Consider the following 26,197-nt stretch of genomic DNA (forward strand, 5'->3'; position numbering starts at 1 on the left):
GCCCACGGAGCGGGTCGAGCGGCCCCTGCTGCCACGGCATGCGCTCGGTGCCGTGACTAGCCTGGAAACGGCGCTCCGATCAGGACGGAGAACGACGTGGGCAAGGAACGGGACGAAGGCGGGTCCCCGCTGCCGCAACTCCACCTGGACGGTCTCCTCGACGAGCTCCAGGCACGGCTCGACGCCGCCCGCAGCGCCCGCGACCGCGTGCACAGCCTGCTGGAAGCGGTGCTGGACGTCGGCCGGGACCTGGAACTCGCCCAGGCCCTGCGGCACATCGTCGAAGCAGCGGTGACCCTGGTGGAAGCCCGTTACGGTGCGCTGGGCGTGATCGGCGAGGACCACCGGCTGTCCCAGTTCATCCCGGTGGGGATCAGCGACGAGCAGCGGGCGCGGATCGGCCCGCTGCCGTCCGGGCACGGCCTGCTCGGCGAGCTGATCCGCCATCCGGTGCCCTTGCGGCTCGACGAGATCGCGGACCACCCCTCGTCCGTCGGCTTCCCCGAGCACCACCCGCCGATGCACGGCTTCCTCGGTGTGCCGATCCGGGTTCGGAAGAAGGTCTTCGGCAACCTCTACCTGTCGGAGAAGCGCGGCGGCGGCGGGTTCGACGCCGACGACGAAGCCGTGCTCGCCACCCTGGCGGTGGCCGCGGGCGTCGCAATCGACAACGCCCTCCTCTACACACAGGCCCGGCTGCGGGAGCGCTGGCTGGCCGCGGGCGCCGAGGTGACGGGCGGCCTGCTGTCCGGCGAGGCGGAGCAGACGGTGCTGGACCTGCTGGTGAGCCGCGCCTCCGAGATCGCCGGTGCGGACCTCGCGGTGGTGGCGTTCCGCCTCCCGGGGACGGACGAACTGGAGGTCCGGATCGCGGTGGGCCTGCGCGGCTCCGACCACCAGGGCCTGGTGCTGCCGGTGAAGGGATCGTTCATGGGTGCGGCCGTGCAGTCGGCCGGCCTGGTGGTCAGCACCGATGTCCACAAGGACCCGCGGATCACAGCCGGACCGCCACGGTGGGAGGGCCTCGGGCCGGCAATCGCCGTACCGATCGGTACCCCGGAGGACGGCATCCGCGGGGTGCTCATGCTTGCCCGCGCCGAGGGCGCGCCCCTCTTCGACCAGGACGAGTCCGCTCCGCTGAAGGGATTCGCGGCCCAGGCGGCCGTGGCGATGGAGCTCGCGGAGCGGCGCCGCGACTCGGAGCAGGTGGCCCTGCTCCAGGAACGCGACCGGATCGCCCGGGACCTGCACGACCTGGCCATCCAGCGGCTCTTCGCCACCGGAATGACCCTGCAGGGCGCCACCCGGTTCATCGACCACCCGGAGGCCACCGACCGCGTGCTACGGGCGATCGACGACCTCGACGAGACCGCGAAGACCATCCGCTCCACCGTCTTCGGCCTGCGGACCCGGCGATCGGGGCCGGCCGGCAAGGGCCTGCGGGCAAGGGCCGGGGAGACGGTGGACCGGGCAGCCACCGTCCTCGGATTCGCCCCGGCTCTGCGGATGACCGGACTGATCGACGTCACCGTCCCGCCCGACACGGCAGACGAGGCGCTGGCCGTCCTGCAGGAAGCACTGTCCAACGCCGCCCGGCACTCCGGGGCCACCTCCGTGGAGGTGACGCTCGCCGCCGGCGCCGACCTGGTGCTCAGCATCACGGACAACGGCATCGGCCTGCCCGAGGGCGGAAGGCGCAGCGGCCTGGCCAACCTGGCCGAACGGGCGGCCTCACTGCGCGGCGGATTCGACGCCCGCACCCGCCCCGGCGGGGGCACGGAGCTGGTCTGGCGGGTACCGCTGCCGGCCGCCTGAACTCACGGGCGCTCGGCCTCGTCGTCGTCGATGCTGTCGGCCGGCGGGATCCGCGGCGTCGGTGCGCCTTCGGGGCCGTAGCCGAGGCGGAGGAGCATCTGCACGCAGCCGGGCCCTCGGGACGGGTCTCGGGTCGCCCACCGCACGTGGGGCCACTCGAGGGCCTGGTGCAGCATCGACGCACGGACCTGGTGGACGGTGGCGACCAGGAGCACGTGCTGCAGGGCCAGCCCTGCACGCAGCCAGTCCACCGGGCGGTCCTGGTGGGTGGACAGCACGGCGATGCACGGGTGTGCCTCGAAGGCTGCGGGCGGCAGGTGGTCGGCCGGGTCGATGGCGGAGAAGTCCCGCACCGGCAGGTGGCCCGCCGCGTCCTGCGGGCCGAGGGCGCTGCGCGGGATGCCCAGCGGCGGCCCGCCGGGTTCCTGGATCCAGGCACGGCTCTCGATGCGGCGCCTGATGTCGGTGGTGTTGGTCCGTTCCGCCTCCGCGGTCAGGTGGAGGAGCCGTTCGGTCTCCTCGGGGCCGGGGATGTCCAGCGCCGTCTCCTCCGCCCGTGCGGCCGCGACGAGGTCGGCGAGGACCGCAGCCGGGACGGGCGGGCCGGTGAACGGCGTGCGGATGGTGTGCCGGTGCCAGATCGCCTCGTACAGTTCGGCGGTGCTGGGAAGGGTGACGAGGGCCGGCCGGTCGAGTTCGACGGCGGCCAGCAGATCGGGTTCGGCCGGGTCCGGCAGCAGCCGGACCTCGGGCGCCCAACCCAGGTGGCGGGCCGCGACGCGCACGTTGAAGACCGCGGCGCCGACCGAGACGTACAGGGCCTGGCCGCGCGGGTCGGTCTGGGGAAGCTTCCGTTCTCCGACGGCACGCACCTCGAGGGTGGAGGTCTCGGGGCGCAGCCTGAAGTGCCAGGGCTGGCTGTTGTGGATGGACGGTGCGGCGACCGCGGCTGAGACGAGGGTCTCCAGTGCGGCGGCGTCGAGGGCGATGGTGGACATGACGGCTCCTCCGGGTGTTCGGTCAGCCGGAGGCCGGCCGGTTCGCGGCGTGCAGGGCGACCGAGCGGTGTCGGACGGGCCGGGCGGCGGTGCTTGTCCGGTGCATCATCGCGCGCTCCTGGTCCGGCGAGGTCGGGGCGGTCGCCCCTCACTTCCACCCTCCGCCTGCGGCGCAGGGCGCACATGGGCCGAGCGGCCCGATCCGCCGGGCCGTGCGGCTCAGTGGGGGTGCGGCGATCGGTGCCCGGTGTCGACCTGTGCGGCCAGGACGGCGGCCTGCAGGCGCCGCTCGACCCCGAGTTTGGCGAGTAGCCGGGACACGTGGTTCTTGACGGTCTTCTCGGCGAGGTAGAGCTCCTTGCCGATCTGCCGGTTGGTCTTGCCCTCGCCCACCAGGACGAGGATTTCCCGCTCGCGCGGGGTCAGCTGGTCGAGCAGGGCCTCCGTGTCGGTCTCGTCGTGGTGGCGCAGGTTCTCCATCAGCTTGCGGGTGGTGGCCGGGTCGAGCATCGACTGGCCGGCCGCGACGGTGCGGACGGCGCTGACCAGGTCCGCGCTCTTGACCTGCTTGAGGACGTACCCGGCCGCCCCGGCCATGATCGCGTCCAGCAGCGCGTCGTCGTCGTCGAAGGACGTGAGCATCAGGCAGACCAGGCCGGGCATCCGGTCGCGCAGCTCGCGGCAGACGGTGACGCCGTCGCCGTCGGGGAGCCGCACGTCGAGGACGGCCACCCGGGGCTTGAGCGCGGGCACCCGTGCGAGGGCCTGGGCGCAGGTGCCCGCCTCGCCGACGACCTCGATGTCGGGTTCGGCGTCGAGCAGGTCCTTGACGCCGCGCCGGACGATCTCGTGGTCGTCCAGCAGGAACACCCGTACGGGCTGTTCGGTGTCGCCGTCCCGGGTCGGGTCCATGGCGGCCTCCCTGCACCTGTGTCGTCTCTTCCCGATTCTGCGCGTCTGCTTCCTGTGCCGCACCGGTCGGGTTCATCCGTGCGGGACGACGGCGACCGGGACGCGAGCCCGGCCGATGACGGCGCGCGCCACCGGGCCGAGTCTTCGGCCCGCGCGGCCGACGACGAGCAGGTCGCAGTCCTCGCCCGCTCGGACGAGTTCCTCGGCAGCGGTGCCCGGGCGGACCTCGGTGACCGTTCGCGGAGCTGCGGGGCCGCGCTCGGCCACCGGCCCGGGGTCGCGTACGGTCCCGGGCCCGGTCAGCCGCTGCAGGACCTGCCGGGCGTGTTCGGTCAGTTCGCGCTCGACGGCGACGATCCGCAGTTCGGCCCCGCGGGACTCTGCCGCGTCCCGGGCGAAGGCGACGACCTCCGGGGCGGGAGGGCCGGGGTTGACCCCCACCACGATCCGTCCCGTCGGGGCCGCTCGTGCTCCGTTGTGCAGCAGCACGGTGGGGCAGTCGGCGTCGCCCGCCACGGCGGGCCCGAGGGCGTCGAGGAAGCGGGGGCCGAGGTGCCGGGGTCCGTGGGTGCCGAGCACGAGGAGACCGGCGCCGTGGGTGGCGGTGAGCACTCCTCGGAGCGCCGACTCTTCCAGGACGGCGGTCCGCACGTCCAGGCCTCGATGGTCGAGGCGCAGGCGGGCGGCCGTCTCGGCGAGCAGGCCGAGTGCCCGGCCTCGGACCTCGCTGGCACCGGGGAGCGCTGGCACGGTGCCGAGCGGCCGGGGCAGCGGGTGGACGAGGCACAGCGGTGCACCGCGGCGCCCGGCCTCGGCCGCGGCCCAGTCGACGACGGCCGGTGTGGCGGGCGAGCCGTCGACGACGGCCACTACGGGCGGGGCCACGGCGTTCACGTCGCAGGCCGTTCAGGCCGGAACGCCGAGCCGGACTTCGGCGGCGATGACGCCGGGCACACCCGTGACCAGGTGTTCCAGCAGGGCGGCCGTCGCTGTGCCGGGGAGTGTGCCGGACAGTGTGATCCGCCCGTCGTCGGCCTGCACGTCGAGCCCGGAGGCGTCCGCCGGGTGGAGCGCCGCGGTCAGCTCGAAGCGGACCTGGCCGGCCAGTTCCGCGTCGTCGCGGAGGTGGACCTTGAGCAGGTCGCCCCGGCTGACGATGCCGACCAGGCAGTCCTCGGCGTCGACGACCGGCAGCCGTTTGAGGTGCATCCGGGCCATCGACCGGCCGGCCTCGGCGATCGGGCTGTCCGGGTGGACGGTCACGGCCGGCGCGGTCATCATGGCGCCGGCGGTCATGCCCCGGTAGGTCTCGGGTTCACGGTCCTGGGCGGTGAGCAGGTCCGCCTCGGAGACCACGCCGATCACCCGCCCGTCACCGGTCAGCACGGGTACGGCGCTGACCTGCCACTGCTGCAGGGTGTCGGTGATCTCCCGGAAGTCCGCGTCCCGTCCCACCGCGACGACCGCGTGGGTCATCACGTCGCCGACGGTGTACCAGGTGCTGTTCATGGCGTGGTCCTTTCGAGGGGCGGCACGGCGGCCTCGTCGTGCAGGGTGCTGCGGGAGACCGGGCCGAGCAGGTCGGCGAAGTGCTGCAGGACGTCGAGGAAGAGGTCGTCGACGGTGATGACGCCGACCGCCTCGCCGTCCCGCAGCACAGGCAGTCGGCGCACCCCGGTGCGGCGGAACATCCGGTAGGCGGCGGTGAGTTCGTCGTCGGCATCGACGGTCAGCGCAGGTGCCGACATCAGCCTGGCCACCGACGTGTTGGCGTCCGCGTCCCCCGCCAGCACCCGGACGACGAGGTCACGATCGGTCAGGACGCCCAGGAGGGCGCGGTCGTCCGCCACCAGGACGCAGCCGATAGCCCGGTCCGCCATCATCCGCGCCGCCTCGGCGGCGGTGCTGTCGGGCGGAACGGCCACCGGGGGCGAGATCATGAGCTCCGAGACGCGCACGGGTCACCCTCCTTCAGCGCGATGGTGACCTCGGGCGGACGGGTCAGCGTGTTGTGGACCGTGCAGTGGGATGCCACGGCGAGCAGTCCCGCAGCTCGCTCCGCAGGCAGCCGGGGAGCGGCGATGCGAACGTCTGCCGAGGCGATCCGCGCCGGCCGGTCGTTCGCCATCCGGTGGTCCACCGTCACCCGCAGCCCCTCGCGGTCGATACCGTGCCGGGCCAGGTAGCGGCCCGCGTAGTGGGCGACACACCCGGCGAGGGAGGCGGTGAACAGTTCGAGCGGTGTCGGTGCCGTGTCGGCGCCGCCATCCTGCACCGGCTGATCGACGGTGAGCACGTGGCCGCGCACGAATACGGCGTACTGGTCGTCGCGCAGGTGCACCGCCTCCGTGTACCCGGCTCCGTCCCGGCCCCCCGGGACGGCCGCCTCGCGGATCAGGGCCGCAGCGACCTGCCTCGCCTCGGCACACGTCAGCGCGGCCCGGCCGGCGGCGCCGAGGTCCAGCAACAACGGGCCGGCTCCGACAGGGGCGGCGCGGGTGACGAGGACCGACCCTCCGGCCGCGGTGGTCATCGGTTGGGTCGAGGTCGCCATGGCGGTCCTCCGTGCTCCGTGCGCCCTTGAGAGGCGCGGGCTCCTGCTCCCAGCACACCGCGCCCTGCGGGCGGCGGCCAGGGCCGGCCGGTCGCATCCCGGCAGGACCGTGGGTACCCCGCCGAGAGGGCCGTTCGGCCCTCCGCGCCCACCGCAGCGCGTGGAACGCCGGCCAAGGGGCCGTTCCGTCCGAGGAGGCACCATGTCGACGGCCGGGATCACCGACTTGTACGAGGTGACGACGGCACACTCCTGACCTCGCCGCCGCCGGCCTGGCCGGGGTGAGGATCACGGCCGGTGGCGGCCTCGACGAACACGGCATCGCCGACCTGCTCGCCGCGGGGGCACCGATCGACGTCTTCGCCGTCGGGACCCGTGTCGGCGTCTCGGCGGACGCCCCGTACCTGGACGTCGCGTACAAACTGGTCGCCTACGACGGGCGGCCGATGATGAAGCTCTCGGCGGGCAAGGCCACGGCGCCCGGCGCCAAGCAGGTCTTCCGCAGCCGGAACCTCTCCGACACCATCGTTCTCCGGGCGGAGGCCGCACCACCGGGGACCAGGCCGTTGCCGGGCCGGATGATGGCAGGCGGGCAGCGGATCGGCGGACCGCGCGCCATCGAGCAGGCGCGAGCGGCTTTCGGATCCGATCTGGCGGCTCTCCCCGCGCCCGCCAGGCGCGTCACCGGTCCGCGGCCCCCGGCGGCGGCCTGGTCCGAAAGGCCCGCCATCCTCACCGACGGCCTCCGGCGGCGGCTCGAGACGGCTGCGGGTCACGGGTACCGCGGAACCGGCGCTGTTCGGCCGCCGGGAGTGCGCACCGGCCCCGGCGGGCGGGGCCGGTCGGCCCTCCCCGTCGGCGGCGGCCGACCGTAGCGTGGCAGCGAGGCACTGATCCGCTCACGGGTGGAGGACGCCATGGGATCCGCTGCTGCACACCGTCCGATCGTGCTGGGCATCGACGCTCCGGCTCCCGCCCCGATGACCGTGGCCTGGGCCGCGGACGAGGCCGCCCGGTGGGACCGGCCGCTGCGGCTGGTCCGCGCCGTGTCTCCCCCGCCCTACGGATTCACCGGAGCCGACTGGGTCGGCAGCCTCAAGGAGCAGCACCGCGAGGGCGGCGTGGCCGTCGACAGGGCGGCCCTGCTGGCCCGGGAGCGCCACCCTGGCCTGGAGGTGACGGGCGAAACCGTCGAAGGCGTCACGGACCAGGTCCTGTGCGAGGAGTCCCGGCGCGCCGACCTGGTGGTCGTCGGCTCGCGGCGCCTCAGCCACGCCGAGGAGTGGCTGAGCGCCTCCTCGGTCACCGTCCCGCTGAGCGCCCAGGCGCACTGCCCGCTCGTCGTGGTCGGCGCACCGGAGCACTCGACCCAGCAGCCTCCGTACGTGGTGGTGGGGGTGGACGGCAGCCGTTCGTCGGCCGCCGCGGTGGACTTCGCCTTCGACCTGGCGGCGCGGCGCGGCGCCGAGCTGCGGGCCGTGTGGGTGTGGCGGCCTCCGCTGATCCTGCCGACCGACCGGGCCACCGCCGTGCAGACCCTGCGGCGGCAGCTGTCCGAGGCCACCGCCGGTCACGGTGACGCGCAGCCGGACGTCCGGCTGACCCACGACCTACTTGTCGGGCACCCGGTCGAGCAGCTGGCCGCGGCGTCGGCGCACGCCCTGGCCGTGGTGGTCGGCCGGCGCGGCCACGGCGGGTTCACCGGCATGCGTCTGGGCTCCGTCCCGCACGGACTGCTGCACCACGCGCGCTGCCCGGTCGTCACCGTCCCGCCGCCCGCCGACCACCCTCGCTGACGTGTCCGGCGAACGGGCCGGCACGCTCCGGCCACCGCCTGTGGAGGCCGAACCGGCGGAGCCCGACCCGCGCGAGCCGGTCAACCTGCTCTTCCGCGACCTGCGGACCTCGCCGGACGGCCTGGCCGAACGGGAGGCGAGCCGCCGGCTGACCGTCCACGGGCCGAACGCGCTGGCCCGGCGGGGCGGACGGCGCTGGCCCGGCGAGCTGGCGCAGCAGTTCACCCACCCGCTGGCCGTCCTGCTCGCCCTGGCGGCGGTTCTCGCCCTGGTGAGCGGCGCCCCGGCCCTGGCGGTGGCGATCGCCGCCGTCATCGTGCTGAACGCCCTGCTCGCCTTCGCGCAGGAACGGCAGGCCGAACAGGCGGTGGAGGCACTGGCCGACTTCCTGCCGGACCGCGCCACCGTCGTCCGCGGCGGCACCCGCAAGGAGGTCCCGGCCACCGAGCTCGTGCCGGGCGACATCCTCCTCGTCGAGGAGGGCGACCGGGTGTCCGCCGATGCCCGGCTGCTCTCCGGCGGCGTCGAGGTGGACCTGTCGGCGCTGACCGGCGAGTCCGTCCCTGTCTTCCGCTCCGCCGAGACGGCCGACCTCACCGGTCCGCTGCTGGACGCCCGCGACCTGGTGTTCTCCGGCTCCGCCTGCACCGGCGGCCAGGCTCTGGCCGTGGTGACGGCCACCGGCATGCACACCGAACTCGGGCGGATCGCCGCCCTGAGCCAGCGCACCCGCCGCGAGGAAAGCCCACTGGAACACCAGGTCAAACGGGTCGCCCGGCTGATCGCGGTGATCGCGGTGGGTGTCGGGCTCGCCTTCCTGCCGATGGGCCTGGCCGCCGGCCTCTCGCTGACCGCCGCGGTGACCTTCGCCGTCGGTCTGCTGGTCGCGAACGTGCCCGAGGGCCTGCTGCCGACCATCACGCTCGCCCTCGCCTCCGGGGTGCGCGACCTGGCCAGGCGCGGCGCAGTCGTCAAACGGCTGTCCGCGGTGGAGACCCTCGGTTCGACCACCGTCGTCTGCACCGACAAGACCGGCACCCTGACCGAGAACCGGATGCGGGTCACCACCGTGTGGACACCGGCCGGCGAGGCCCCGGCCGACGGCGCCGCAGCCGGCGACGCCGGACTGCGCGACCTCGCCGAAGCGGCCGCGGCCTGCACCACCGCCGACCCCGACACCGCACACGGCGACCCGACGGAGCTGGCCCTGCTCGACCTCGCCGACCGCTTCGGCGTGCCCTGCCCGGCAGGCCCCCGGGACAGCAGCCGTATGGCGCTCTTCCGATTCGACCCCCGGCTGAAGCTGATGACCACAGCCGACCGCCACGGCGAGCACGTGGTGCTCCACACCAAAGGGGCACCGGAGGAAGTCCTCGCCCACGCCGCCACGGTGTCCGACCGCGGCGCCCCTCGGCCCCTGACCGCCGCGGACCGCACCGCGACAGTGCACGAGATCGGCCGACTCGCAGCCCACGGCCTACGAGTTCTCGCGGTCGCCGTGAGGCCGCTCCGCCCCGGGCCGCCGCCGCGGCGCCGCGAGGACGCCGAACACGACCTGTGCCTGCTCGGCCTGGTCGCCATGGCCGACCCGCCCAGGCCCGAGGTCGCCGACGCCATCACCCGGGCCCACCGCGCCGGCATCACCGTGCACGTGGTCACCGGCGACAACGGACTGACCGCCGCAGCCGTCGCCGAGCAGGTCGGCATCGGTCACCGCGGCATGCGGATCGTCACCGGCGCGGAACTGGACTCCCTGGGCGACGACCGGCTGGACGCCCTGCTGGCACGCGGCGAGGAGGTGGTGTTCGCCCGGACCTCGCCCGAAGCCAAGCTGCGCATCGCCGACGCCCTGCGGGCGGAGGGCAACACGGTGGCCATGACCGGCGACGGGGTCAACGACGCCCCGGCGCTGCGCCGCGCCGACATCGGCGTCGCCATGGGCCGCTCCGGTACCGAGGTCGCCCGCGAATCGGCCACCATGGTGCTCACCGACGACAACTTCGCCACCATCGTGGCAGCGGTCGAGGAGGGCCGGCGCACCTACGACAACATCCGCAAGTTCATCGTCTACATCTTCGCGCACGCGGTGCCCGAGGTGGTGCCCTTCCTGGTCTTCGCCCTGGCCGGAGGCGCCGTGCCGCTGCCGCTGACGGTGATGCAGATCCTCGCGGTGGACCTCGGCACCGACACCCTGCCCGCCCTCGCCCTCGGCCGGGAGCGCGCCGAACCGGGCCTGATGGACCGTCCGCCCAGGCCGCGCGGGGAGAAGGTGATCCGGCCCGCCATGCTGGCCAGGGCCTGGGGATTCCTCGGCCTGATCTCCGCCGCGCTCGTCATGGGCGGCTACTTCCTCACCCTGACCGCGGGCGGCTGGCACCCCGGCGACCCCACCGGCCCCGGCAGCCCCCTCCACCACCTGTACCAGCAGGCCACCACCGTCGCCTGGCTGGGCATCGTCGCCTGCCAGGTCGGCACCGCCTTCGCCGCCCGGACCGAGCGGGCCTCGCTGCGGTCGATCGGGGTGTTCAGCAACCGCCAGTTGCTCGGCGGCATCGCCTTCTCCCTGGCGTTCGCGGCCGCACTCGTGTACGTCCCCGCCCTGCACGGCCTGTTCGGCACGGCTGCCCTCGGCCCGGCGCAGCTGGCCGTGCTGCTGCCCTTCCCCCTGGTGGTCTGGGGTGCGGACGAGCTCCGCAGGGCCGTCGTCCGCCGCGGGGCGGCCACAGCCACTGTTCCGGCAGCCGTGCGGCCCCTACAGCCCCCAGCGGCGGACGAGGAGACGGGCCACCACCCGCTGCCGGTGCTGCTCGCCCGGCACGGCTGGAGCGCCCACCGGCTGATCCACGCCCTGGGTGTCGGGGAGCACGCGGCAGCCGACATCGTGGCCCACGCGCGGCACATTGCGGCGGGGCACGGCCGGCCACCCGGCGGAGGCAGCAGTCCGACGCCGCGCTGATGTCCGTCCCTCTGCCGGGCTTGGGCCGAACGGCCCAAGGCGCCGTGCCCGACCGACACCGTGGCAGGGGCGGAGGGGCCCTGGAGACCTCGCCCGGTCCGAAAGGATCGTGGAGGACGACGGCAGTCCGCCCGCACCAGCGGGCCACCGGCCGAGGAGGTGGCAGCAATGCCCCGGACCAGGATCGTCAGGCATCCCACCACCCGGCCCCGTCCGCTCCCGCCGCTCGACCTGCGCACGCCGTCGGGCCGTCGGCTGCCCTACTGAACCGTCCGGGAGGAGCCATGCGCCGAGTGATCCGGTTCGCCGACCTCGAACGGGGCGATGTCGGCCTGGTCGGGGGCAAGAACGCCTCCCTGGGAGAGCTGGTCGGGCACCTCGGGCCGGCCGGTGTCCGCGTGCCCGACGGCTTCGCCACGACGGCCGACGCCTTCCGCGAGTTCATGGCCCGGGGCGGTCTGCGGGACGAGGTCGCCGCGCAGTTCGACCGGCTGCGTGAGGGCGCCCCGCTCGCCGACGTCGGCACCGCCGTCCGGGCCGCCGTCCTGGCGACACCTCTGCCCGAGGCACTGGCCGAGGAAATCACGGACGGGTACGCACGGCTGGGCCGGAAGGCGGGCCGGACGGACCCCGACGTGGCCGTGCGCAGCAGCGCCACTGCCGAGGACCTGCCGGAGGCGAGCTTCGCCGGGCAGCAGGAGACCTTCCTCAACGTCCGCGGGCCCGAGGCCCTGTTGGACGCCTGCCGGCGCTGCTTCGCGTCGCTGTTCACCGACCGGGCGATCGACTACCGCGAGCGGCTCGGGTTCGACCACCTCGCGGTGGCGCTGTCGGTCGGCGTGCAGCTGATGGTCCGCTCGGACCTCGGCGGATCGGGCGTGATGTTCACCCTGGACCCGGAGAGCCGCTTCCCGGAGGCCGTCGTGGTGAGCGCCGCATGGGGGCTCGGCGAGACGGTGGTCAGCGGCCAGGTCGATCCCGACGAGTACCTGGTCTTCAAGCCGCTGCTGAAGGACCCGGCTGTCGACCCGGTGCTACAGGCCGTGTGCGGCCCCAAGCGGCACAAGTCGGTGTACGGCGACGAGGGCCTCACCCGGATCGTCGAGACCTCGGCGGAGGAGCGCGGCGCCCTGGTGCTGGACCGGGCCGAGGTCCGGCGGCTGGCCGAGTGGGCGGTCGCCGTCGAGGAGCACTACGGCTGCCCGATGGACCTGGAATGGGCCAAGGACGGCCGTAGCGAACAGCTCTTCCTCGTACAGGCCCGACCGGAGACCGTCCAGTCCCGGCGTCGCGGGACGGTCCTGCGGCGCTACCGACTGACCGGCACCGGCACACGGCTGGTCGACGGCATCGCGGTGGGTGAGGCGATCGGGGCCGGCCCGGTCAGCAGGCTGAGCAGCCCCGTCGAGATCGGCCGCTTCCCCACGGGGGCGGTGCTGGTCACCGCGATCACCGACCCCGACTGGGAACCGCTGATGAAGAAGGCGTCGGCGATCGTCACCGACCACGGGGGACGCACCTCGCACGGCGATCGTCAGCCGCGAACTCGGCGTACCGGCCGTGGTCGGTACCGGCCGGGCGACGGAGGTCCTCGACGACGGGCAGCAGGTCACCGTCTCCTGCGCGGAGGGCGCCGAGGGCCACGTCTACCGCGGCCACGTCGACTACGAGGAGTCGGAGACCGACCTCGACTCGCTGCCCGCCACCCGCACCAAGGTGATGCTGAACCTGGCCGACCCGGCCGCGGCTTTCCGCTGGTGGCGCCTGCCCGCGGACGGCGTGGGGCTCGCGCGCACCGAGTTCGTCGTGGCCCACCAGGTCCGGGTGCACCCCCTCGCGCTGCTGCACCCCGAGCGGCTGTCCGCCGAGGACCGGCGGCAGGTGGACGTGCTGACCGACGGCATGGCGGACCGGTCCGAGTACTTCGTCGACCGGCTGGCGCAGGGCGTCGCACGGATCGCCGCGTCCCGCTGGCCCGACCCGGTGGTGGTGCGCACCAGCGACTTCAAGACCAACGAGTACGCCCGGCTGGTCGGCGGCGCCCCGTTCGAACCCGTGGAGGCCAACCCGATGATCGGCTGGCGCGGCGCGAGCCGGTACTACGACGACCGCTACCGCGAGGGCTTCGCCCTCGAATGCCGGGCACTGCGGCGGGTCCGCGACGAGATGGGGCTGACCAACCCGGTGATCATGATCCCCTTCTGCCGCACCCCGGAGGAGGCCGACCGCGTGCTCGCCGTCATGGCGGACAACGGCCTCGCCCGCGGCCGCAACGGGCTCCGGGTCTTCGTGATGGCGGAGATCCCGGCGAACATCCTCCTCGCGGAGGAGTTCGCGCAGCGTTTCGACGGCTTCTCGATCGGCAGCAACGACTTCACCCAGCTCACCCTCGGCGTCGACCGCGACTCCGACCTCCTCGCGCACCTCTTCGACGAGAGCAACCCGGCGGTCACCCGCAGCATCGAGACACTGATCGCCACCGCGCACGCGGCCGGCCGCCACGTCGGCCTGTGCGGCCAACGCCCCAGCAACGACCCCGCGTTCACTCGCTTCCTGGTCGACGCGGGCATCGACTCGATCTCGGTCACCCCGGACAGCTTCGCCGCCGTCAAGCAGCAGGTCGCGGCAGCCGAACACGAGCAGCACAGCGCGAAGTGAGGACCGCCGTGAACACCACCGCGCCCATCACCCCCGGCCCCGCGCCCCGGCCGGGCCTGCTGACCTTCCTCGGCGGTGTCGGCACCGTCACCGGCAGCAAGTTCATGGTCGAGACCGACCACGCACGGATCGTGGTCGACTGCGGTCTCTTCCAGGGCCTCGCCGAACTGCGCCGCCGCAACCGCCGTCCGCTGCCGCTCGATCCGGCCGACGTCGACGCCGTCGTCCTGACCCACGCCCACCTGGACCACTGCGGCTACCTGCCGCGCCTGGTCCGCGACGGCTTCCGCGGCCCCGTCCTGACCACCCCGGACACCGCCCGCCTCGCCGAACTGATCCTCCGCGACAGCGCCCACCTGCTCCGCGAGGACGCCGACCACGCGAACCGGCACGGCTGGTCCAAGCACCGTCCCGCCGAACCGCTGTACGACGACAAGGACGTCGAGAACACCCTGCGCATGTTCGACCCCGTCCCGCTCGACACGGACGTCGAGATCAAGGCCGGCACGGTCCTGCGCCTGCACCGGGCCGGGCACATCCTCGGCTCCGCCTGGGCCCACCTCACCCTGGAGGACGGGCATACCCTCGCCGTCAGCGGCGACCTCGGCCGCCCGGTGCACCCCCTTCTCCGCCCGCCCGAACCGTTCACCGGTGCGGACGTGCTGCTGGTGGAGTCGACCTACGGCAACCGGCACCACGAGGAAACGGCCGCCCGCGAATGGTTCGCGCACGCCGTCGAACGGACCCTCGCCCGCGGCGGGACGGTCGTCATCCCCTCCTTCGCGGTCGACCGCACCGAGGTCGTCCTGCACCAGCTCGCCGACCTGCGCCGCAGCGGACGGCTGCGGGCCGGCGCCCCGGTGTACGTGGACAGCCCGATGGCGCTGGCCGCGCTGCAGGTGTACCGCGACGCCTTCGCCCGCCGTTCGCCCGAACTACGGCCCGACGTCCTGGACGACACTACGGCCCTCGACCCGGAGCCGTTCGAGCCGATCCACTCCCTCCAGGAGTCGCTGGCCCTCGAACGCTCCGCCGTGCCGTCCGTGCTGGTCTCCGCCTCCGGCATGGCCACCGGCGGGCGCGTCGTGCACCACCTGAGGCGCCTGCTGCCCGATCCGCGGAACACCGTCGTCGTGGTCGGCTACGCGGCCGAGGGCACCCGGGCCCGCCAACTCGTCGACGGGGCCAGGGTGCTGAAGATGTACGGCAGCTACGTGCCCGTCCGCGCCGAGGTGGTGAACGTTCCGGCCTTCTCGGCCCACGCCGACGCGGCGGAGGTCGTCGAGTGGCTGCGGGCCGCGCCGCCGCCGAGCGCCACCTACCTGGTGCACGGCGAACCCGAAGGGGCCGAGGCCCTCCGGGACCGGATCGACCGCGAACTCGGCTGGACGGCCGTGGTCCCGCGACCGGGCGAACGCGTCCTCGTCAACTGACCACCGGATGACCGGAGCGGGCTCGATCCGTCACTGGTGGGCCGTCGGTCCCCATCGACCAGCCGGAACGCGCCCGGCGCGCGGGCCGCCGGGGCGCGTTCTCGACAGTCACCGAGACCGACCGGGGCCTCCCCACCTGCCCGGACCTCGACCGGGCGCTGCGCCACCCCCGAGGCATCGGGCAGGCGACGGGGGCGGTGTGGAACGTGTCTCGCGGCCGACGTCCTTCGGGTGCCGGACCTGTGGTGGTGCTTGCCGGAACCCTGGCTGGCACCGGAAGCAAACGGCCTGGTCCGAGACCACGTACGAATCTCTCGGGTACCGCAACGAACCGCGTGGGCGTGCAGCAGCGGGAGCGGCTCGCGAAGGCCGCCGGCGGGGGCCGCAGGACGAGGCCGTTCCACGCCGGATCGTCATCACCCCGTCCGTCGGGAGTTCTGGGACGCCAGCCCTGCACGGTCTGCGCCCTGGTCAGCGTTCGCCGGTGCCCGGCCGGTCCGACCGGCCGGACCACAGTGGTTCGACGAGCTCCCAGTCGTTCTCCCACGCGGCGGCCGCCCGGTGGTCGAGGACACCGCGGCGCAGGACGAGCACCGCCCCGGAGAGGGTACCCGCGCCGGCCAGCGCGATGAGGCCGTAGCTCGCCGCGGACACCGCCATCTGGCTCTCACTGAGGGGAGGCTCGGCGGGAGCACCGACGTCGTCGACCCACAGCGGAACCTTCGTACCCTGCGGCGTCCCGCCCGGCACCTTGACGGTCCCGCTCAGGCTCTCCCCGGCCATGGTCCAGGTGGCGCCGGTCTGCGCCGTACCCAGGGGTTGGCCGCCGGTGTCGGCGGCGGCCTCCAGGGTCGTGGCCGTGACCTGGTGGCGGTGCGCGGTCGTGCGCTGCGCCTCGGCCCGCATGTCGTGCAGCAGTATCCGGGCGGTGGCCAGGGCGGCGACGACCGAGAGCACGGCCAGCAGGACGGCGGTGACGACCAGTCGGCTCCGGGCCCGGTCGGCACTGCGGCAGAGCGGGTTGCGGTCGAGGCCGACGGCCCGGCGCAGATGGCACCGGAGCGGGTGACCCGGCTGGAACGGGCGGGGCGAGGTGGATGCGGCGGGCATGGCGCGCCTCCTCGGTCTGCTGCGGCTGCCGCGGGCCACGGGGCGTCAGCTGCCCGTGCGGCCGCGGTCCTCGTGGGCCCGCAGGTCGGCGCCGATCTGCCGGGCCCAGCGCCGGATGTGCTCGGGGCTGCGGAAGTCGCCGCCCTTGTCGTGGCGGACCAAGCTGCGGGCGACGAAGCCGGGCGTCTCGGCGGTCACGCTGCCGCCGAAGGTGACGTGCCCGCGCGCGTGCAGGCGCTCCATCTCCTCCGCCACCTGGGCGACCGGCGGGATCTCGTGCTGCTCCGCGGAGCTGTCGACCGGCCCGCTGCTGAACAGCCAGACGGGCCGCCGTTCCAGCTCCCTCACGTGGCGGTGGGCGCAGCGGAGCGCATCGCGCTGCCAGTGGTTCATGTAGAGGGCGCTGCCGAGAATCACGGCGTCGAAGTCGGCAACGGTGGTGACCTCGGCGGCGGGGAGAACCTCGGTGGTGAAGCCCTCCTCGTCCAGCACCTGCCCGATCTCCTGGGCGATGCCGGCTGTGGCGCCGTGCTTGGTCCCGTAGGCGACGAGGACTCGCTGCTTCGTCATGGTGTGCCTCCCGCGGAATCGGATTCCGGAGGTCCCGGTTCGGCTTGCGTTTCCAGCGTCGTCCCGTTCGGGTCGGCGCCGACAGGGCCGCGTGTCCCGATCCGGGGGCCGAACGGTCCCTGCCGGTGGGGGACGCGCGGGCGTCTGATGGAGAGAGCGACGGGGAGCGGAAGCAGGAGCGGTGGCGTGCTGGTCTTCGTGGGTTGTGCGAGTGCATACGGTTCGACGCGTCGGATCGCGGAGCGGATCGCCCGGCAGTTGCGGTCGGACGGCCACGACACGGTCCTCCGACCGCTGGATCGGGCCGCGGGCCTCCCGGGCTGCGACGCCGCAGTGCTGGGCAGCGCCGTGCACGGCGGCAGGTGGCTGCCCGACGCGGTCGAGTTCGTCCGCCGAAACGCCGGTGCGCTCGCCGCGCGGCCGGTCGGGCTGTTCAGCGTGAGCCTCGTCGGAGAGCGGAGCAGCGCCTTCCCCTCGCCGGTGGCCCGCGGCCTGCGGCGGTTGAAGGCGCGCTCCGCCTCCGAGCTGCCTGCCGATCTCCTGGCTGCGATCGCGCCGGTCGGCCGGCACGACTTCGCAGGTGCGGTGGCACCGGAGCACTGGCCGGCGACCGGCCGGCTGGTCTTCCGGCTGATGGGCGGGCGGTACGGCGAGCACACCGACTGGGACGAGGTGGACGCGTGGGCGGCGGTCATCGCCGCCCGGGTGTCCGGCCGGCCGCCGGAATGAGCCGCACGCACGTCATCGGCCGGGCTGGAGCCGGAGGCCCGCACAGGCGGTGCGGTGGGGGCGGCGCCCTGGCAGAGGTCCGGGACGGCCGTCAGCCGGACCGTTGTGGAGCGGCGGCCGCGCGCCGGCTCCTTGCCCACGCGGTCGGACGGGTCTTCGTGTTGAACGTGGTGGTCAGGGACCGGTCCAGCGCCGAGCCGCGTGGCGGCAGCATGCCCACCTGGCGGGCGAAGGTGGCGCCGTCGTAGGCGATCCGGTTGCGGCGCACCAGGCCCGACTCGATCTCCATGAAGTCGATGCCGCGCAGGTCGATACGACGCCCATTGGGCCGCACGCCCTGGAACGCGCCACCGGAGAACGTGCCGGTCGTCCGCCACGTGACCGCCGCGCCGCGGTGGTCACCGATGACGTCCTCGGCGGTGATCGAGAAGTCCGGGAGGGCGGTGAGCAGTTCCGCGAAGAAGCGCCGGACCTCCACCGGGCCCCGGACTTCACCCACCGCGAGGAAGTCGTCGACGACATCGGGATGGCAGAGTCCGGTCAGCCGGTCGAGGTCGCGGGCGTCGAGGGCCGCGAACACGGCCCGGGCGACGTCGGCGGGCGAAGCGGGGGGCGGCTCCGGCATCGGGGTTCCTCCTGGCCTGGTTCCTCACCGTCTTCCGCCCTGATTCCGCCTCCGCCGCGGACGGATCCGCCGTCCTCGGTGGGCCGTCCGCACGCCGGCGGCGCGATCTCCCGGTCCCGTCTCCGCCGGCCGTCAGTCCGGAAGGCGGACGGCGAGGGCGGGTCTGATCCGTGCGGCGCGGCGGGCCGGGCCCGCGGCGGCGAGCAAGGAGGCGGCGAGGGTGAGGGCTGCGAGTACCGCGATCTGCGCCCATTCGACGGGGAAGCCGCCGTCGAGGCCGGTGAAGGCAGAGCTCTTCTGGTACATCAGCCAGGTGGTGAGGACGCCGAGGGCGGCGCCGAGCAGGGTGCCCTCCAGGGCGACGAGTCCGCTCTCCCACAGGAAGGACCGTTCGACGGTGCGGGCCTGGCAGCCGAGTGCGCGCAGCACGCCGATGGTGCGGCGGCGTTCGCGGACGGCGCGGACCATGACGACGCCGAGCCCGGTGATGCCGATCAGCAGGCCGAGGGCGAGGAAGCCCTGCATGAGGCGGAAGAAGGCGGTGTTGGCGGCGAACAGCCGGTGCACGTCGGCGGCGATCGGCGTGGCGACCAGGCTCGCGGAGAGGTGGCTGCCCTGCAGCCGGCCGGCCAGGTCCTCCGGGGATGTGCCGGGGGTGGTGCGGATCAGGGCGGCGGCGGTCTGCGCCTGCGGTCCGAACTGCGTACGGACGGCCTGCTCGCCCATGACGAGCGGGTAGACGGTGGCGCTGCTGCCCGTGCCGGGGTAGAAGGCGAGGCCGCTGGTCAGCACCCCGGCGATGGTCTTCGGCTCGGCGCGGCCGGTCACCGGGTCGGTCAGGGTGAGGGTGTCGCCGGGTGCGTAGAACCGGCCGCTGGGGCCGCCGGTGTGGCCGAAGAAGTTGTCCAGGACGACGTAGTCGGGGTGGGTGGCGAGGGCGTCCCAGACGGCCTTGTCGTCGGGCAGGCCGGGCAGACGGTCACGGAAGGCGATGCCGCTGGTCGCGCCGTCGGGCACGCCGACGACGGCGGTCTCCAACGGTGCGGGGGTGCGGTGGCCGGGGTCGGTGGCCTGTCCGCGGGCCGCCAGCAGCGGGGCGACGGCCTCGATCTGCCGGGCGAGCGGTCCGGTGCGCAGGTCCGTCAGGGGGTTCGCGGTCCGCGGGTTGTAGTCGACACGGAGGCTGTAGCCGGCGGTGGCGTCGGCGGCGGCCTGGTCGATGCTGGCGTTCATGATGCCGCTGATCTCGGTGAGCAGGACCAGGACGAGCACGATCAGGGTGTACATCACCATGGTCGAGCCGGTGCGGAACCGTTTGGCCAGCGGGTACGCGGCGGCGAGCCGGGTGGCGAGCCCCTGCTGGGTGGGGCGGTCCGTCAGGCGCCGCAGCGGCCGCAGCACGGCGTGCTGGTTCTCGCTGACCAGGACGACGGCGGAGAAGGCGGCCAGGGTGCCGAGGATGACGTAGACGGCCATGGACGGGGTGTCGAAGACACGGGGGCGGACCACGCTCGCCGCCAGGGTCCACAGCAGGACCAGCGCGGCCGCGATGCTGGTGGCCGCCCGGCGCGGCATCACCCTGGATGCGGCGGGCACCGCGAACGCCACGGCCAGTGCGGGCAACAGGTAGGTCTGTTCGGCCTGGCTCCGGGCGAGGGCCGGGACGGCGGCCAGTGCGCAGAGCAGGCTCAGGGCGGTGGAGACGGCGACCCGGCGGCGGTGGGGGCGGGGGCCGGCCTCGGCCGGCAGGTCGCGTACGGCGGCGATGACGTTGAAGCGGCTGATCCGCGCGCTGGTGGCGGCGATCGCGGCCAGGGCGATCACCAGGCCGAGCGCGGCGCCGTTGACGAGGCTGGTGGGGGTGACGGCGAAGGCGATGTCGAGGCCGCTGCCGTCGACCGACCAGCTGCGGAAGATCTGGGCGGCGGCGACGGCGACGCCCCAGCCGACCGCGATGCCGACGGCCGTGCCGGGCAGTGCGGCGGCCAGTGCGTAGAGGGCCCCTTCGATGCTGAACGAGCCGACCAGGTGGGCCCGTTTGAGTCCGACCGCGCGGAGCATGCCCAGCTGGGTCTTCCGCTCCTCGGCGAGCATCACGAAGATGTTCACCAGCAGCAGGGCGCCGGCGATGATGCTGAAGCTGCCGATCATCAGGAAGAGCGCGCCGAGGGCGTCGCCGGTCGCGGCGGCCTGGTCGAGAACGGTGTGCTTGGGGGTGTCGACGGCGGCCCGGCCGGCGTCGGGGCCGAGCGCGCTGCGGATCCCGGCGGTGACGGGTCCGGTGAGCTTCTCGCCCGTCTCGACGCCGCCGCGGTTGGAGACCAGGGTCACCGCGTGCGTGCTGCCCGCTCCGGCGGCGTCCAGCGTGCCGGGCGGCAGGAAGGCGTTGCGGTTGACCCGTCCGCCGAGTCCCGTACCTGCGAGGCCCTGCTGCGGGACGACCCGGGCCACCGTGAACTCGGCGGCGTGTCCGTTCAGGTACAGCGTGATCGGACGGCCTGCACCGGTCTTCAGCGACCGGGCGAGGGGTTCGTTGAGCACGACCTGGCCCGGAGACGGCGTCGGTCCGGCGAGCCCGGAGGGGCCGCCTGCGGCGCCGAAGCGGGCGGCCGCGTCGAAGTCGATCTGCCAGGCAAGCACCCGGGGTTCGGCCACGGGCTGCGCGGTGTGGGTGTTGACCGCCGCGGCCTGCGCGACCTCGGCGGTGAGCAGGCCGTCGACGTCGGGATCGGCCGCCAGCGGCTGGAGCCGGTCGGCAATGGCGCGTCCTGCGGCCGGGTCGGTGCTGACGATCCGTTCGTCGACCGGTCCGAGGGTGCGGTAGGCCTCCTGGCGGACGGAGAAGTTCAGGGTGTCGCCGACGACGAGTGCGCCGACGATGATCGCGGTGCCGAGGACGGATCCGGTGACGACCAGGGCCGCCTCCGTGCGGCGGCGGGCGACCTGGCGCAGCGCCAGGCGCCGCACCACGGGCTTGCGGACGGCGACGAGCAGCAGCGTCAGCAGGGCGGCCCCGAGGACGCCGAGGAGCGGGAGGAGGAGGTTCGGGTACATGGTCAGCCCGTCGACTGCAGCTCGGGCTGACGGGTGTCGGAGACGAGGCGCCCGTCGCGCATCCGGATGACGCGGGGCAGCCGGGCGCCGATGGCCTCGTCGTGGGTGACCAGCACGATGGTCTGGCCCTCGTCGCGGTTGAGGGTGTGCAGCAGGTCCATCACCTGGGCGGCCATGGTGCTGTCCAGGTTGCCGGTGGGCTCGTCCGCCCAGACCACGGCGGGCCGGGCGACGAGGGCGCGGGCGATGGTCACGCGCTGCTGCTCGCCGCCGGAGAGTTCGCCGGGCCGGTGCGCGGTGCGGTGGCCGAGGCCGACCCGTTCCAGCATGGCCTCGGCCCGGGCACGGGCCTCGCGCGGCGCGGTGCCGGTGAGCAGCAGCGGGAGTTCGACGTTCTCGGCGGCGGAGAAGACCGGGATCAGGTTGAAGGCCTGGAAGACGAAGCCCATCGCGCGGGCGCGGTGCTCGGTGCGTTCGGCGTCCGACATGGCGAACAGGTCGCGGCCCTCGACCTCGACCCGTCCCGCGTCGATGTCGTCCAGCCCGGACAGGCAGTTGAGCAGGGTGGTCTTGCCCGATCCCGACGGGCCCATCACGCCGACGAGTTCACCGGGCAGGACGGTGAGGTCGAGGTCCCGCAGCGCGGTCACCTCGACGGTACCGGTCCGGTAGACCTTGCGGACGCCGGTGGCGGCCAGCAGCGGCCGCGGCGCGTCGCTCGTCGGGGTGGACATGGCCGTCTCCTCGGTGCGGGCGGTCCCCGGGTTCCAGCCTCGTCCGGCGGGCCGGCCGGTCCCCAGTGCCGACCGGCCCGATGCCCGCGGCGAACGGGCCCCCGGTCGGCGAGGCCGTTCGGCCCGGGCAGGGGACCCGCCCGGCCCTGGCGCCGCCGGCGGATCCCTGCTGGTCTGGAGCCGGGGCCCGGCGCACCCGGGAACGCTTCGAGGACGGAGGCCCGCCATGAAGGCCGACATCGGAGATCGGGTCATCGTGAACGCCACCCGGCCCGGCGCCGCACGCCGCGACGGCGAGGTCGTGGCACTGCACCACCCGGACGGCAGCCCGCCGTGGGACGTCCGCTGGTCGGAGTCCGGCCGGGTGTCGATGTTCTTCCCCGGTCCGGACACCCAGCTGCACCACTTCGAGCACCCGGGGCGGGACCTGCGGCCGGCCGGTGTGCTCCACACCTTCGCCGACTGAGGCCTCCGCCGCGTCGGGTGCGCGGCCGGCGGGCGCTTCCGGTGAGCGCGGCCGTGCGCGGCCCCGGCTCCGGGGCCCACCTGCGCTGCGCCCCGCGGACGCGGCCCGGACCGCCGGGGGTCCGGGCCGCGGGAGACGGATGCAGGACCACCGGAGACAGGCGTACGGGCGTGCTCACCCGTGCGGCACGACGGCGACCGGGCCGTGGGCGTGGTGCAGCACCGTGTGTGCGGTACCGCCGAGCCGCGGGGCCGCGGGGAGCAGCCGGGGTGTCCGGCGGCCCAGCACCACCAGGGCGGCCGAGCGTGAGGCCTCGACCAGGGCACGCCCGGCCGGCCACCCGGTCACCTCGGCCTCGGCCCTGACCTCGGGGTACTTCTCCCGCCAGCGCGCGAGCGCGTCCTGGAGCCGCACCGTCTCGGACGCGGCCATCGACTCCCTGATCTCCGGCCGGGCCATCGGAGCGTCCGTCACGTAGGGCCCGGCGGGCAGGGTCACGCTCTCCAGCGCCCGCAGACCGGTGCCGTACTCGGCCGCCCGCGCGAAGGCGAAGGCCAGGACCTCGTCGCAGGGCCTGCTGCCCTCCACACCGACCACCACGTCGCCGCCCGTACCGCCGTCGTCCGCGCCCGACCGGACCAGGACCACCGGGCACGCGGCGTGCGCCGCCGCCTGCAGCGCCACCGACCCGAGGACCAGCCCCGCGGCCCCGCCCCGCCCGCGCGAACCGAGCACCAGCATCCCCTCCCGCTCCCCCACGGCGGCGAGCGCGTGGGCCGGGCTCCCGGGCACGTGCTCGCAGTGGATCTCCAGGTCGGGCAGTGCGTCCACGAGACGGTTGCGGAGCGCGCGCACCTCCTCCGGCAGCGGCTCGGCCGGGTCGCCGGGCTGCTCCGACAGCGGGGCCTCCGGTCCCCCGGCGTGGACCATCCGCAGCGTCCGGCCGCTGCGCCGGGCCTGCCGGGCCGCCCACTCGGCCGCCGCCGTGCTCTCCGCGGAGCCGTCGACCCCCACCACCACGGACTGAGTCATGGTCACATCCTCCTTCGTCAGGTGTCGCGCGGCACCGGTGCGCGCGACCTCGTCCCTGCAGGACAGGTTCTCGGCGCGCGCCCGCCGGGGACAGGGGCCGGGCAGCCCCGGACCGGGCCCGAAGGTCCCGGTCCGGGGCGGCGCCGAGGTGTCGATGTCGCGGGTCAGCCGCTCCAGCTCCAGTCGGCGACCTCGGGCAGGTCGGTGCCGTGTTCGCGGATCCAGTCGTGGTGGCGGGTTCGCCGGTCGGCCATCTCCTGTCGCACGGCGGCGGCGCGGACGGCGAGGCCGGGGACGCGGTCGATGACGTCCATGACCAGCCGGTAGCGGTCGAGGTCGTTACGGACGACCATGTCGAAGGGCGTGGTGGTGGTGCCGGACTCCTTGTATCCGCGCACGTGGAGCCGGGCGTGGACGGCCCGGCGGTAGGCGAGGCGGTGGATCAGCCACGGGTAGCCGTGGTACGCGAAGACCACCGGCCGGTCGCGGGTGAAGAGGGCGTCGAACTCGGCGTCCGGCATGCCGTGCGGGTGCTCCTCGGCGGGCATCAGCCGGGCCAGGTCGACCACGTTGACCACCCGTACGGCCAGGTCGGGCAGGTGGCGGCGCAGCAGCTCGGCCGCGGCCAGGACCTCCTGGGTGGGGACGTCGCCGGCACAGGCCAGGACCACGTCGGGTTCGCGGCCGCCGTCGTCCGTGCCCGCCCACTCCCAGATTCCGGCGCCCCGGGCGCAGTGGGTGCGGGCCTCGTCCAGCGTGAGCCAGTCGGAGCAGGGCTGCTTTCCGGCGACGACGACGTTGACGTAGTCGCGGCTGCGCAGCACGTGGTCGGCGGTGGCGAGCAGGGTGTTGGCGTCCGGCGGGAAGTAGACCCGGACGGCCTCGGGGCTCTTGTTGAGGACGTGGTCGACGAAGCCCGGGTCCTGGTGGGAGAAGCCGTTGTGGTCCTGGCGCCAGACGTGCGAGGTGAGCAGGTAGTTGAGCGAGGCGATCGGCGCCCGCCAGGGCAGGGCACGTGTGGTGCGCAGCCACTTGATGTGCTGGTTCACCATCGAGTCGACGATGTGGACGAACGCCTCGTAGCAGGAGAACAGGCCGTGGCGTCCGGTGAGCAGGTAGCCCTCCAGCCAGCCCTGGCAGGTGTGTTCGGAGAGGATCTCCATGACCCGGCCGTCCCGGGCGAGGTGTTCGTCGACGGGCAGCGTGTCGGCCTGCCAGGCCTTGCCGGTGGCGGCGTAGACGGCCTGGAGCCGGTTGGAGGCGGTCTCGTCCGGGCCGACCAGGCGGAAGTCCCGGCGGTCGGCGGTGGCGGCCATCAGGTCGGCGAGCAGACCGCCCAGGACCTGGGTCGGTTCGTGCCGGGTGGTGCCCGGCTTGTCCACCGGAACCGCGTATCGGTCCAGGTCCGGCAGCGGCAGGTCGCGCAGCAGCAGGCCGCCGTTGGCGTGCGGGTTGGCCCCGAGCCGGCGGGTGCCCTCGGGTATGCACGCCAGCACGTCGGCCGCGGGCCCGCCGTGCTCGTCGAAGAGTTCCCTGGGACGGTAGGAGCGCAGCCAGGCCTCCAGCTGGGCGAGGTGCCCGGGGTTGTCCCGGACGTGGTCGAGCGGCACCTGGTGGGCCCGCCAGGTGCCCTCCACCGGCAGGCCGTCGACCTCGGCCGGGCCGGTCCATCCCTTCGGGGTGCGCAGCACGATCAGCGGCCAGTGCGGGCGCCGGGTGGACCCGTCGGTGCGGGCCTCGTACTGGATCGCGGCGATCCGGTCCAGGGCGGTGTCCATGGCCTCCGCCATCGCCCGGTGGACGGCCGCCGGGTCGGCGCCGGTGACGTACAGCGGGAGGTGGCCGTAGCCGCGCAGCAGGGCGTCGAGTTCGCCCTCGGGCAGGCGTGACAGCACCGTCGGGTTGGCGATCTTGTATCCGTTCAGGTGCAGGATCGGCAGCACCGCGCCGTCGTGCACCGGGTCGAGGAACTTGTTGCCGTGCCAGGAGGCGGCCAGCGGGCCGGTCTCGGCCTCTCCGTCGCCGATCACGCAGGCGACCAGCAGACCGGGGTTGTCGAAGGCCGCGCCGTACGCGTGCGAGAGCGCGTAGCCGAGCTCGCCGCCCTCGTGGATCGAGCCCGGGGTCTCCGGTGCGACGTGGCTCGGCACCCCGCCCGGGAAGGAGAACCGGCGGAACAGCCGGGCCATGCCCGCCTCGTCCCGGCTCACGTCCGGGTACGTCTCCGAGTAGCTGCCGTCCAGCCACGAGTTCGCCAGCACGGCCGGCCCGCCGTGTCCGGGGCCCCAGACGCAGATCGCCTCCAGACCGCGGTTCCTGACGACCCGGTTGAGGTGGGTGTGCACGAGGTTCAGTCCCGGCGAGGTGCCCCAGTGTCCCAGCAGCCGCGGTTTGACGTGCTCGGGGCGCAGCGGCTCGCGCAGCAGCGGATTGGCCATCAGGTAGATCTGTCCCACCGCGAGATAGTTGGCGGCCCGCCAGTGGGCGTCGAGCGACCGCAGCTCCTCCTCGGACGGGGTGCCGGGCTGCGTGCTTGGGGTAGCGGGCATGTCGGCTGCCTCCTCGGCATCGGTCCGGACGGCCGCCGCGCGGCGGCCCGGACCATCGTCACCCGCTGCGACCGCCCGGCCACAGGGCCGATCGGTCCCCGGAACCGGATCCGGGCCGGGACCTGTGGCCCCGGGGAGCCCGGCTGCTGCACGGCACGATCCGGGCGCCTGCGGGTACCTGCCGAGGGCCGCGGGCCGACCCGACG

21 protein-coding genes and 1 pseudogene are annotated in these 26,197 nt (G+C 74.3%); 9 read left to right on the top strand and 13 right to left on the bottom strand.

Annotation, left to right across the window (positions count from 1 at the left end; all coding sequences use genetic code 11):
• Positions 1–96 precede the first annotated feature (96 nt).
• On the top strand, positions 97–1,815 hold the full coding sequence (locus tag IE98_RS0120450) for a GAF domain-containing sensor histidine kinase (RefSeq protein WP_030270900.1): 1,719 nt from the start codon (positions 97–99) through the stop codon (positions 1,813–1,815).
• 2 nt (positions 1,816–1,817) lie between these two features.
• Here the strand turns inward: IE98_RS0120450 and IE98_RS0120455 are convergent, their stop codons facing one another.
• The 6 genes from IE98_RS0120455 to IE98_RS0120485 form a co-directional block, all read right to left on the bottom strand.
• A complete protein-coding gene (locus IE98_RS0120455; RefSeq protein ID WP_030270902.1) occupies positions 1,818–2,813 on the bottom strand; it encodes an Acg family FMN-binding oxidoreductase in 996 nt (331 codons plus the stop codon).
• Positions 2,814–3,032: 219 nt separating this feature from the next.
• Positions 3,033–3,725, bottom strand: a complete 693-nt coding sequence (locus IE98_RS0120465) for a response regulator (protein ID WP_030270903.1) — start codon at positions 3,723–3,725, stop codon at positions 3,033–3,035.
• Between the two features lie 72 nt (positions 3,726–3,797).
• Positions 3,798–4,610: a universal stress protein gene (locus IE98_RS0120470; protein WP_159400991.1), complete on the bottom strand. Its 813-nt coding sequence runs from the start codon at positions 4,608–4,610 to the stop codon at positions 3,798–3,800.
• A 21-nt stretch (positions 4,611–4,631) separates the two neighbouring features.
• Positions 4,632–5,234 (bottom strand): CBS domain-containing protein, encoded by a 603-nt coding sequence (locus tag IE98_RS0120475; RefSeq protein ID WP_030270907.1) that lies wholly within the window; start codon positions 5,232–5,234, stop codon positions 4,632–4,634.
• Positions 5,231–5,683, bottom strand: coding sequence for a cyclic nucleotide-binding/CBS domain-containing protein (locus tag IE98_RS0120480; RefSeq protein ID WP_030270909.1), 453 nt, complete (start codon positions 5,681–5,683; stop codon positions 5,231–5,233). Before IE98_RS0120480 ends, IE98_RS0120475 begins: the two co-directional genes overlap by 4 nt.
• The gene (locus IE98_RS0120485) at positions 5,662–6,066 is read right to left on the bottom strand and encodes an OsmC family protein (RefSeq protein ID WP_234443609.1); all 405 of its coding nucleotides are present in this window, start codon (positions 6,064–6,066) and stop codon (positions 5,662–5,664) included. The genes IE98_RS0120480 and IE98_RS0120485 overlap by 22 nt, the downstream gene beginning before the upstream one ends.
• A 494-nt stretch (positions 6,067–6,560) precedes the next feature.
• On the opposite strand from IE98_RS0120485, the gene IE98_RS0120490 reads away from it, so the two are divergent.
• The 6 genes and pseudogenes from IE98_RS0120490 (at position 6,561) to IE98_RS0120510 (ending at position 15,122) form a co-directional block, all read left to right on the top strand.
• On the top strand, positions 6,561–7,154 hold the full coding sequence (locus tag IE98_RS0120490; RefSeq protein ID WP_052390735.1) for a hypothetical protein: 594 nt from the start codon (positions 6,561–6,563) through the stop codon (positions 7,152–7,154).
• A 42-nt stretch (positions 7,155–7,196) separates the two neighbouring features.
• Positions 7,197–8,075, top strand: coding sequence for a universal stress protein (locus tag IE98_RS0120495; protein ID WP_030270915.1), 879 nt, complete (start codon positions 7,197–7,199; stop codon positions 8,073–8,075).
• Between the two features lies 1 nt (position 8,076).
• Positions 8,077–11,031 carry a cation-translocating P-type ATPase gene (locus tag IE98_RS0120500; RefSeq protein WP_267882354.1) on the top strand — a complete coding sequence of 985 codons (2,955 nt, stop codon included), beginning with the start codon at positions 8,077–8,079 and terminating at the stop codon, positions 11,029–11,031.
• Positions 11,032–11,315: 284 nt separating this feature from the next.
• Positions 11,316–12,603: pseudogene (locus tag IE98_RS50940) on the top strand (PEP/pyruvate-binding domain-containing protein); the annotation flags it as partial.
• A 147-nt stretch (positions 12,604–12,750) separates the two neighbouring features.
• Complete coding sequence (locus tag IE98_RS50955) at positions 12,751–13,689, top strand: putative PEP-binding protein (protein ID WP_234443613.1); 939 nt, start codon at positions 12,751–12,753, stop codon at positions 13,687–13,689.
• Positions 13,690–13,793: 104 nt separating this feature from the next.
• Positions 13,794–15,122 (top strand): MBL fold metallo-hydrolase, encoded by a 1,329-nt coding sequence (locus tag IE98_RS0120510; RefSeq protein ID WP_078661176.1) that lies wholly within the window; start codon positions 13,794–13,796, stop codon positions 15,120–15,122.
• Between the two features lie 471 nt (positions 15,123–15,593).
• Here IE98_RS0120510 and IE98_RS0120515 read toward each other — a convergent pair whose 3' ends face one another.
• Positions 15,594–16,232 carry a hypothetical protein gene (locus IE98_RS0120515; RefSeq protein ID WP_052390736.1) on the bottom strand — a complete coding sequence of 213 codons (639 nt, stop codon included), beginning with the start codon at positions 16,230–16,232 and terminating at the stop codon, positions 15,594–15,596.
• Positions 16,233–16,277: 45 nt separating this feature from the next.
• The gene (locus tag IE98_RS0120520) at positions 16,278–16,802 is read right to left on the bottom strand and encodes a flavodoxin domain-containing protein (protein WP_030270925.1); all 525 of its coding nucleotides are present in this window, start codon (positions 16,800–16,802) and stop codon (positions 16,278–16,280) included.
• A gap of 186 nt (positions 16,803–16,988) precedes the next feature.
• On the opposite strand from IE98_RS0120520, the gene IE98_RS0120525 reads away from it, so the two are divergent.
• On the top strand, positions 16,989–17,531 hold the full coding sequence (locus IE98_RS0120525; RefSeq protein WP_030270927.1) for a flavodoxin domain-containing protein: 543 nt from the start codon (positions 16,989–16,991) through the stop codon (positions 17,529–17,531).
• A 91-nt stretch (positions 17,532–17,622) separates the two neighbouring features.
• On the opposite strand, the gene IE98_RS0120530 is transcribed toward IE98_RS0120525, so the two are convergent.
• From IE98_RS0120530 to IE98_RS0120540, 3 genes are all read right to left on the bottom strand, one after another.
• Positions 17,623–18,156 (bottom strand): ester cyclase, encoded by a 534-nt coding sequence (locus tag IE98_RS0120530; RefSeq protein WP_043174681.1) that lies wholly within the window; start codon positions 18,154–18,156, stop codon positions 17,623–17,625.
• Positions 18,157–18,288: 132 nt separating this feature from the next.
• Positions 18,289–21,210, bottom strand: coding sequence for an ABC transporter permease (locus tag IE98_RS0120535; protein WP_030270933.1), 2,922 nt, complete (start codon positions 21,208–21,210; stop codon positions 18,289–18,291).
• Between the two features lie 2 nt (positions 21,211–21,212).
• Entirely contained in the window at positions 21,213–21,944 is a 732-nt protein-coding gene (locus IE98_RS0120540; protein ID WP_030270935.1) for an ABC transporter ATP-binding protein, read from the bottom strand.
• Between the two features lie 226 nt (positions 21,945–22,170).
• Between IE98_RS0120540 and IE98_RS0120545 the strand changes: the two genes are divergently transcribed.
• A complete protein-coding gene (locus IE98_RS0120545) occupies positions 22,171–22,410 on the top strand; it encodes a DUF1918 domain-containing protein (protein ID WP_052390738.1) in 240 nt (79 codons plus the stop codon).
• A 174-nt stretch (positions 22,411–22,584) separates the two neighbouring features.
• Here the strand turns inward: IE98_RS0120545 and IE98_RS0120550 are convergent, their stop codons facing one another.
• Both IE98_RS0120550 and IE98_RS0120555 read right to left on the bottom strand, forming a co-directional pair.
• Positions 22,585–23,442 (bottom strand): universal stress protein, encoded by an 858-nt coding sequence (locus IE98_RS0120550; RefSeq protein ID WP_030270940.1) that lies wholly within the window; start codon positions 23,440–23,442, stop codon positions 22,585–22,587.
• A 164-nt stretch (positions 23,443–23,606) separates the two neighbouring features.
• Positions 23,607–25,991 (bottom strand): phosphoketolase, encoded by a 2,385-nt coding sequence (locus IE98_RS0120555; protein WP_030270942.1) that lies wholly within the window; start codon positions 25,989–25,991, stop codon positions 23,607–23,609.
• Positions 25,992–26,197 lie beyond the last annotated feature (206 nt).

Source organism: Streptomyces sp. NRRL B-24484, assembly GCF_000717715.1.
GTDB lineage: Bacteria > Actinomycetota > Actinomycetes > Streptomycetales > Streptomycetaceae > Kitasatospora.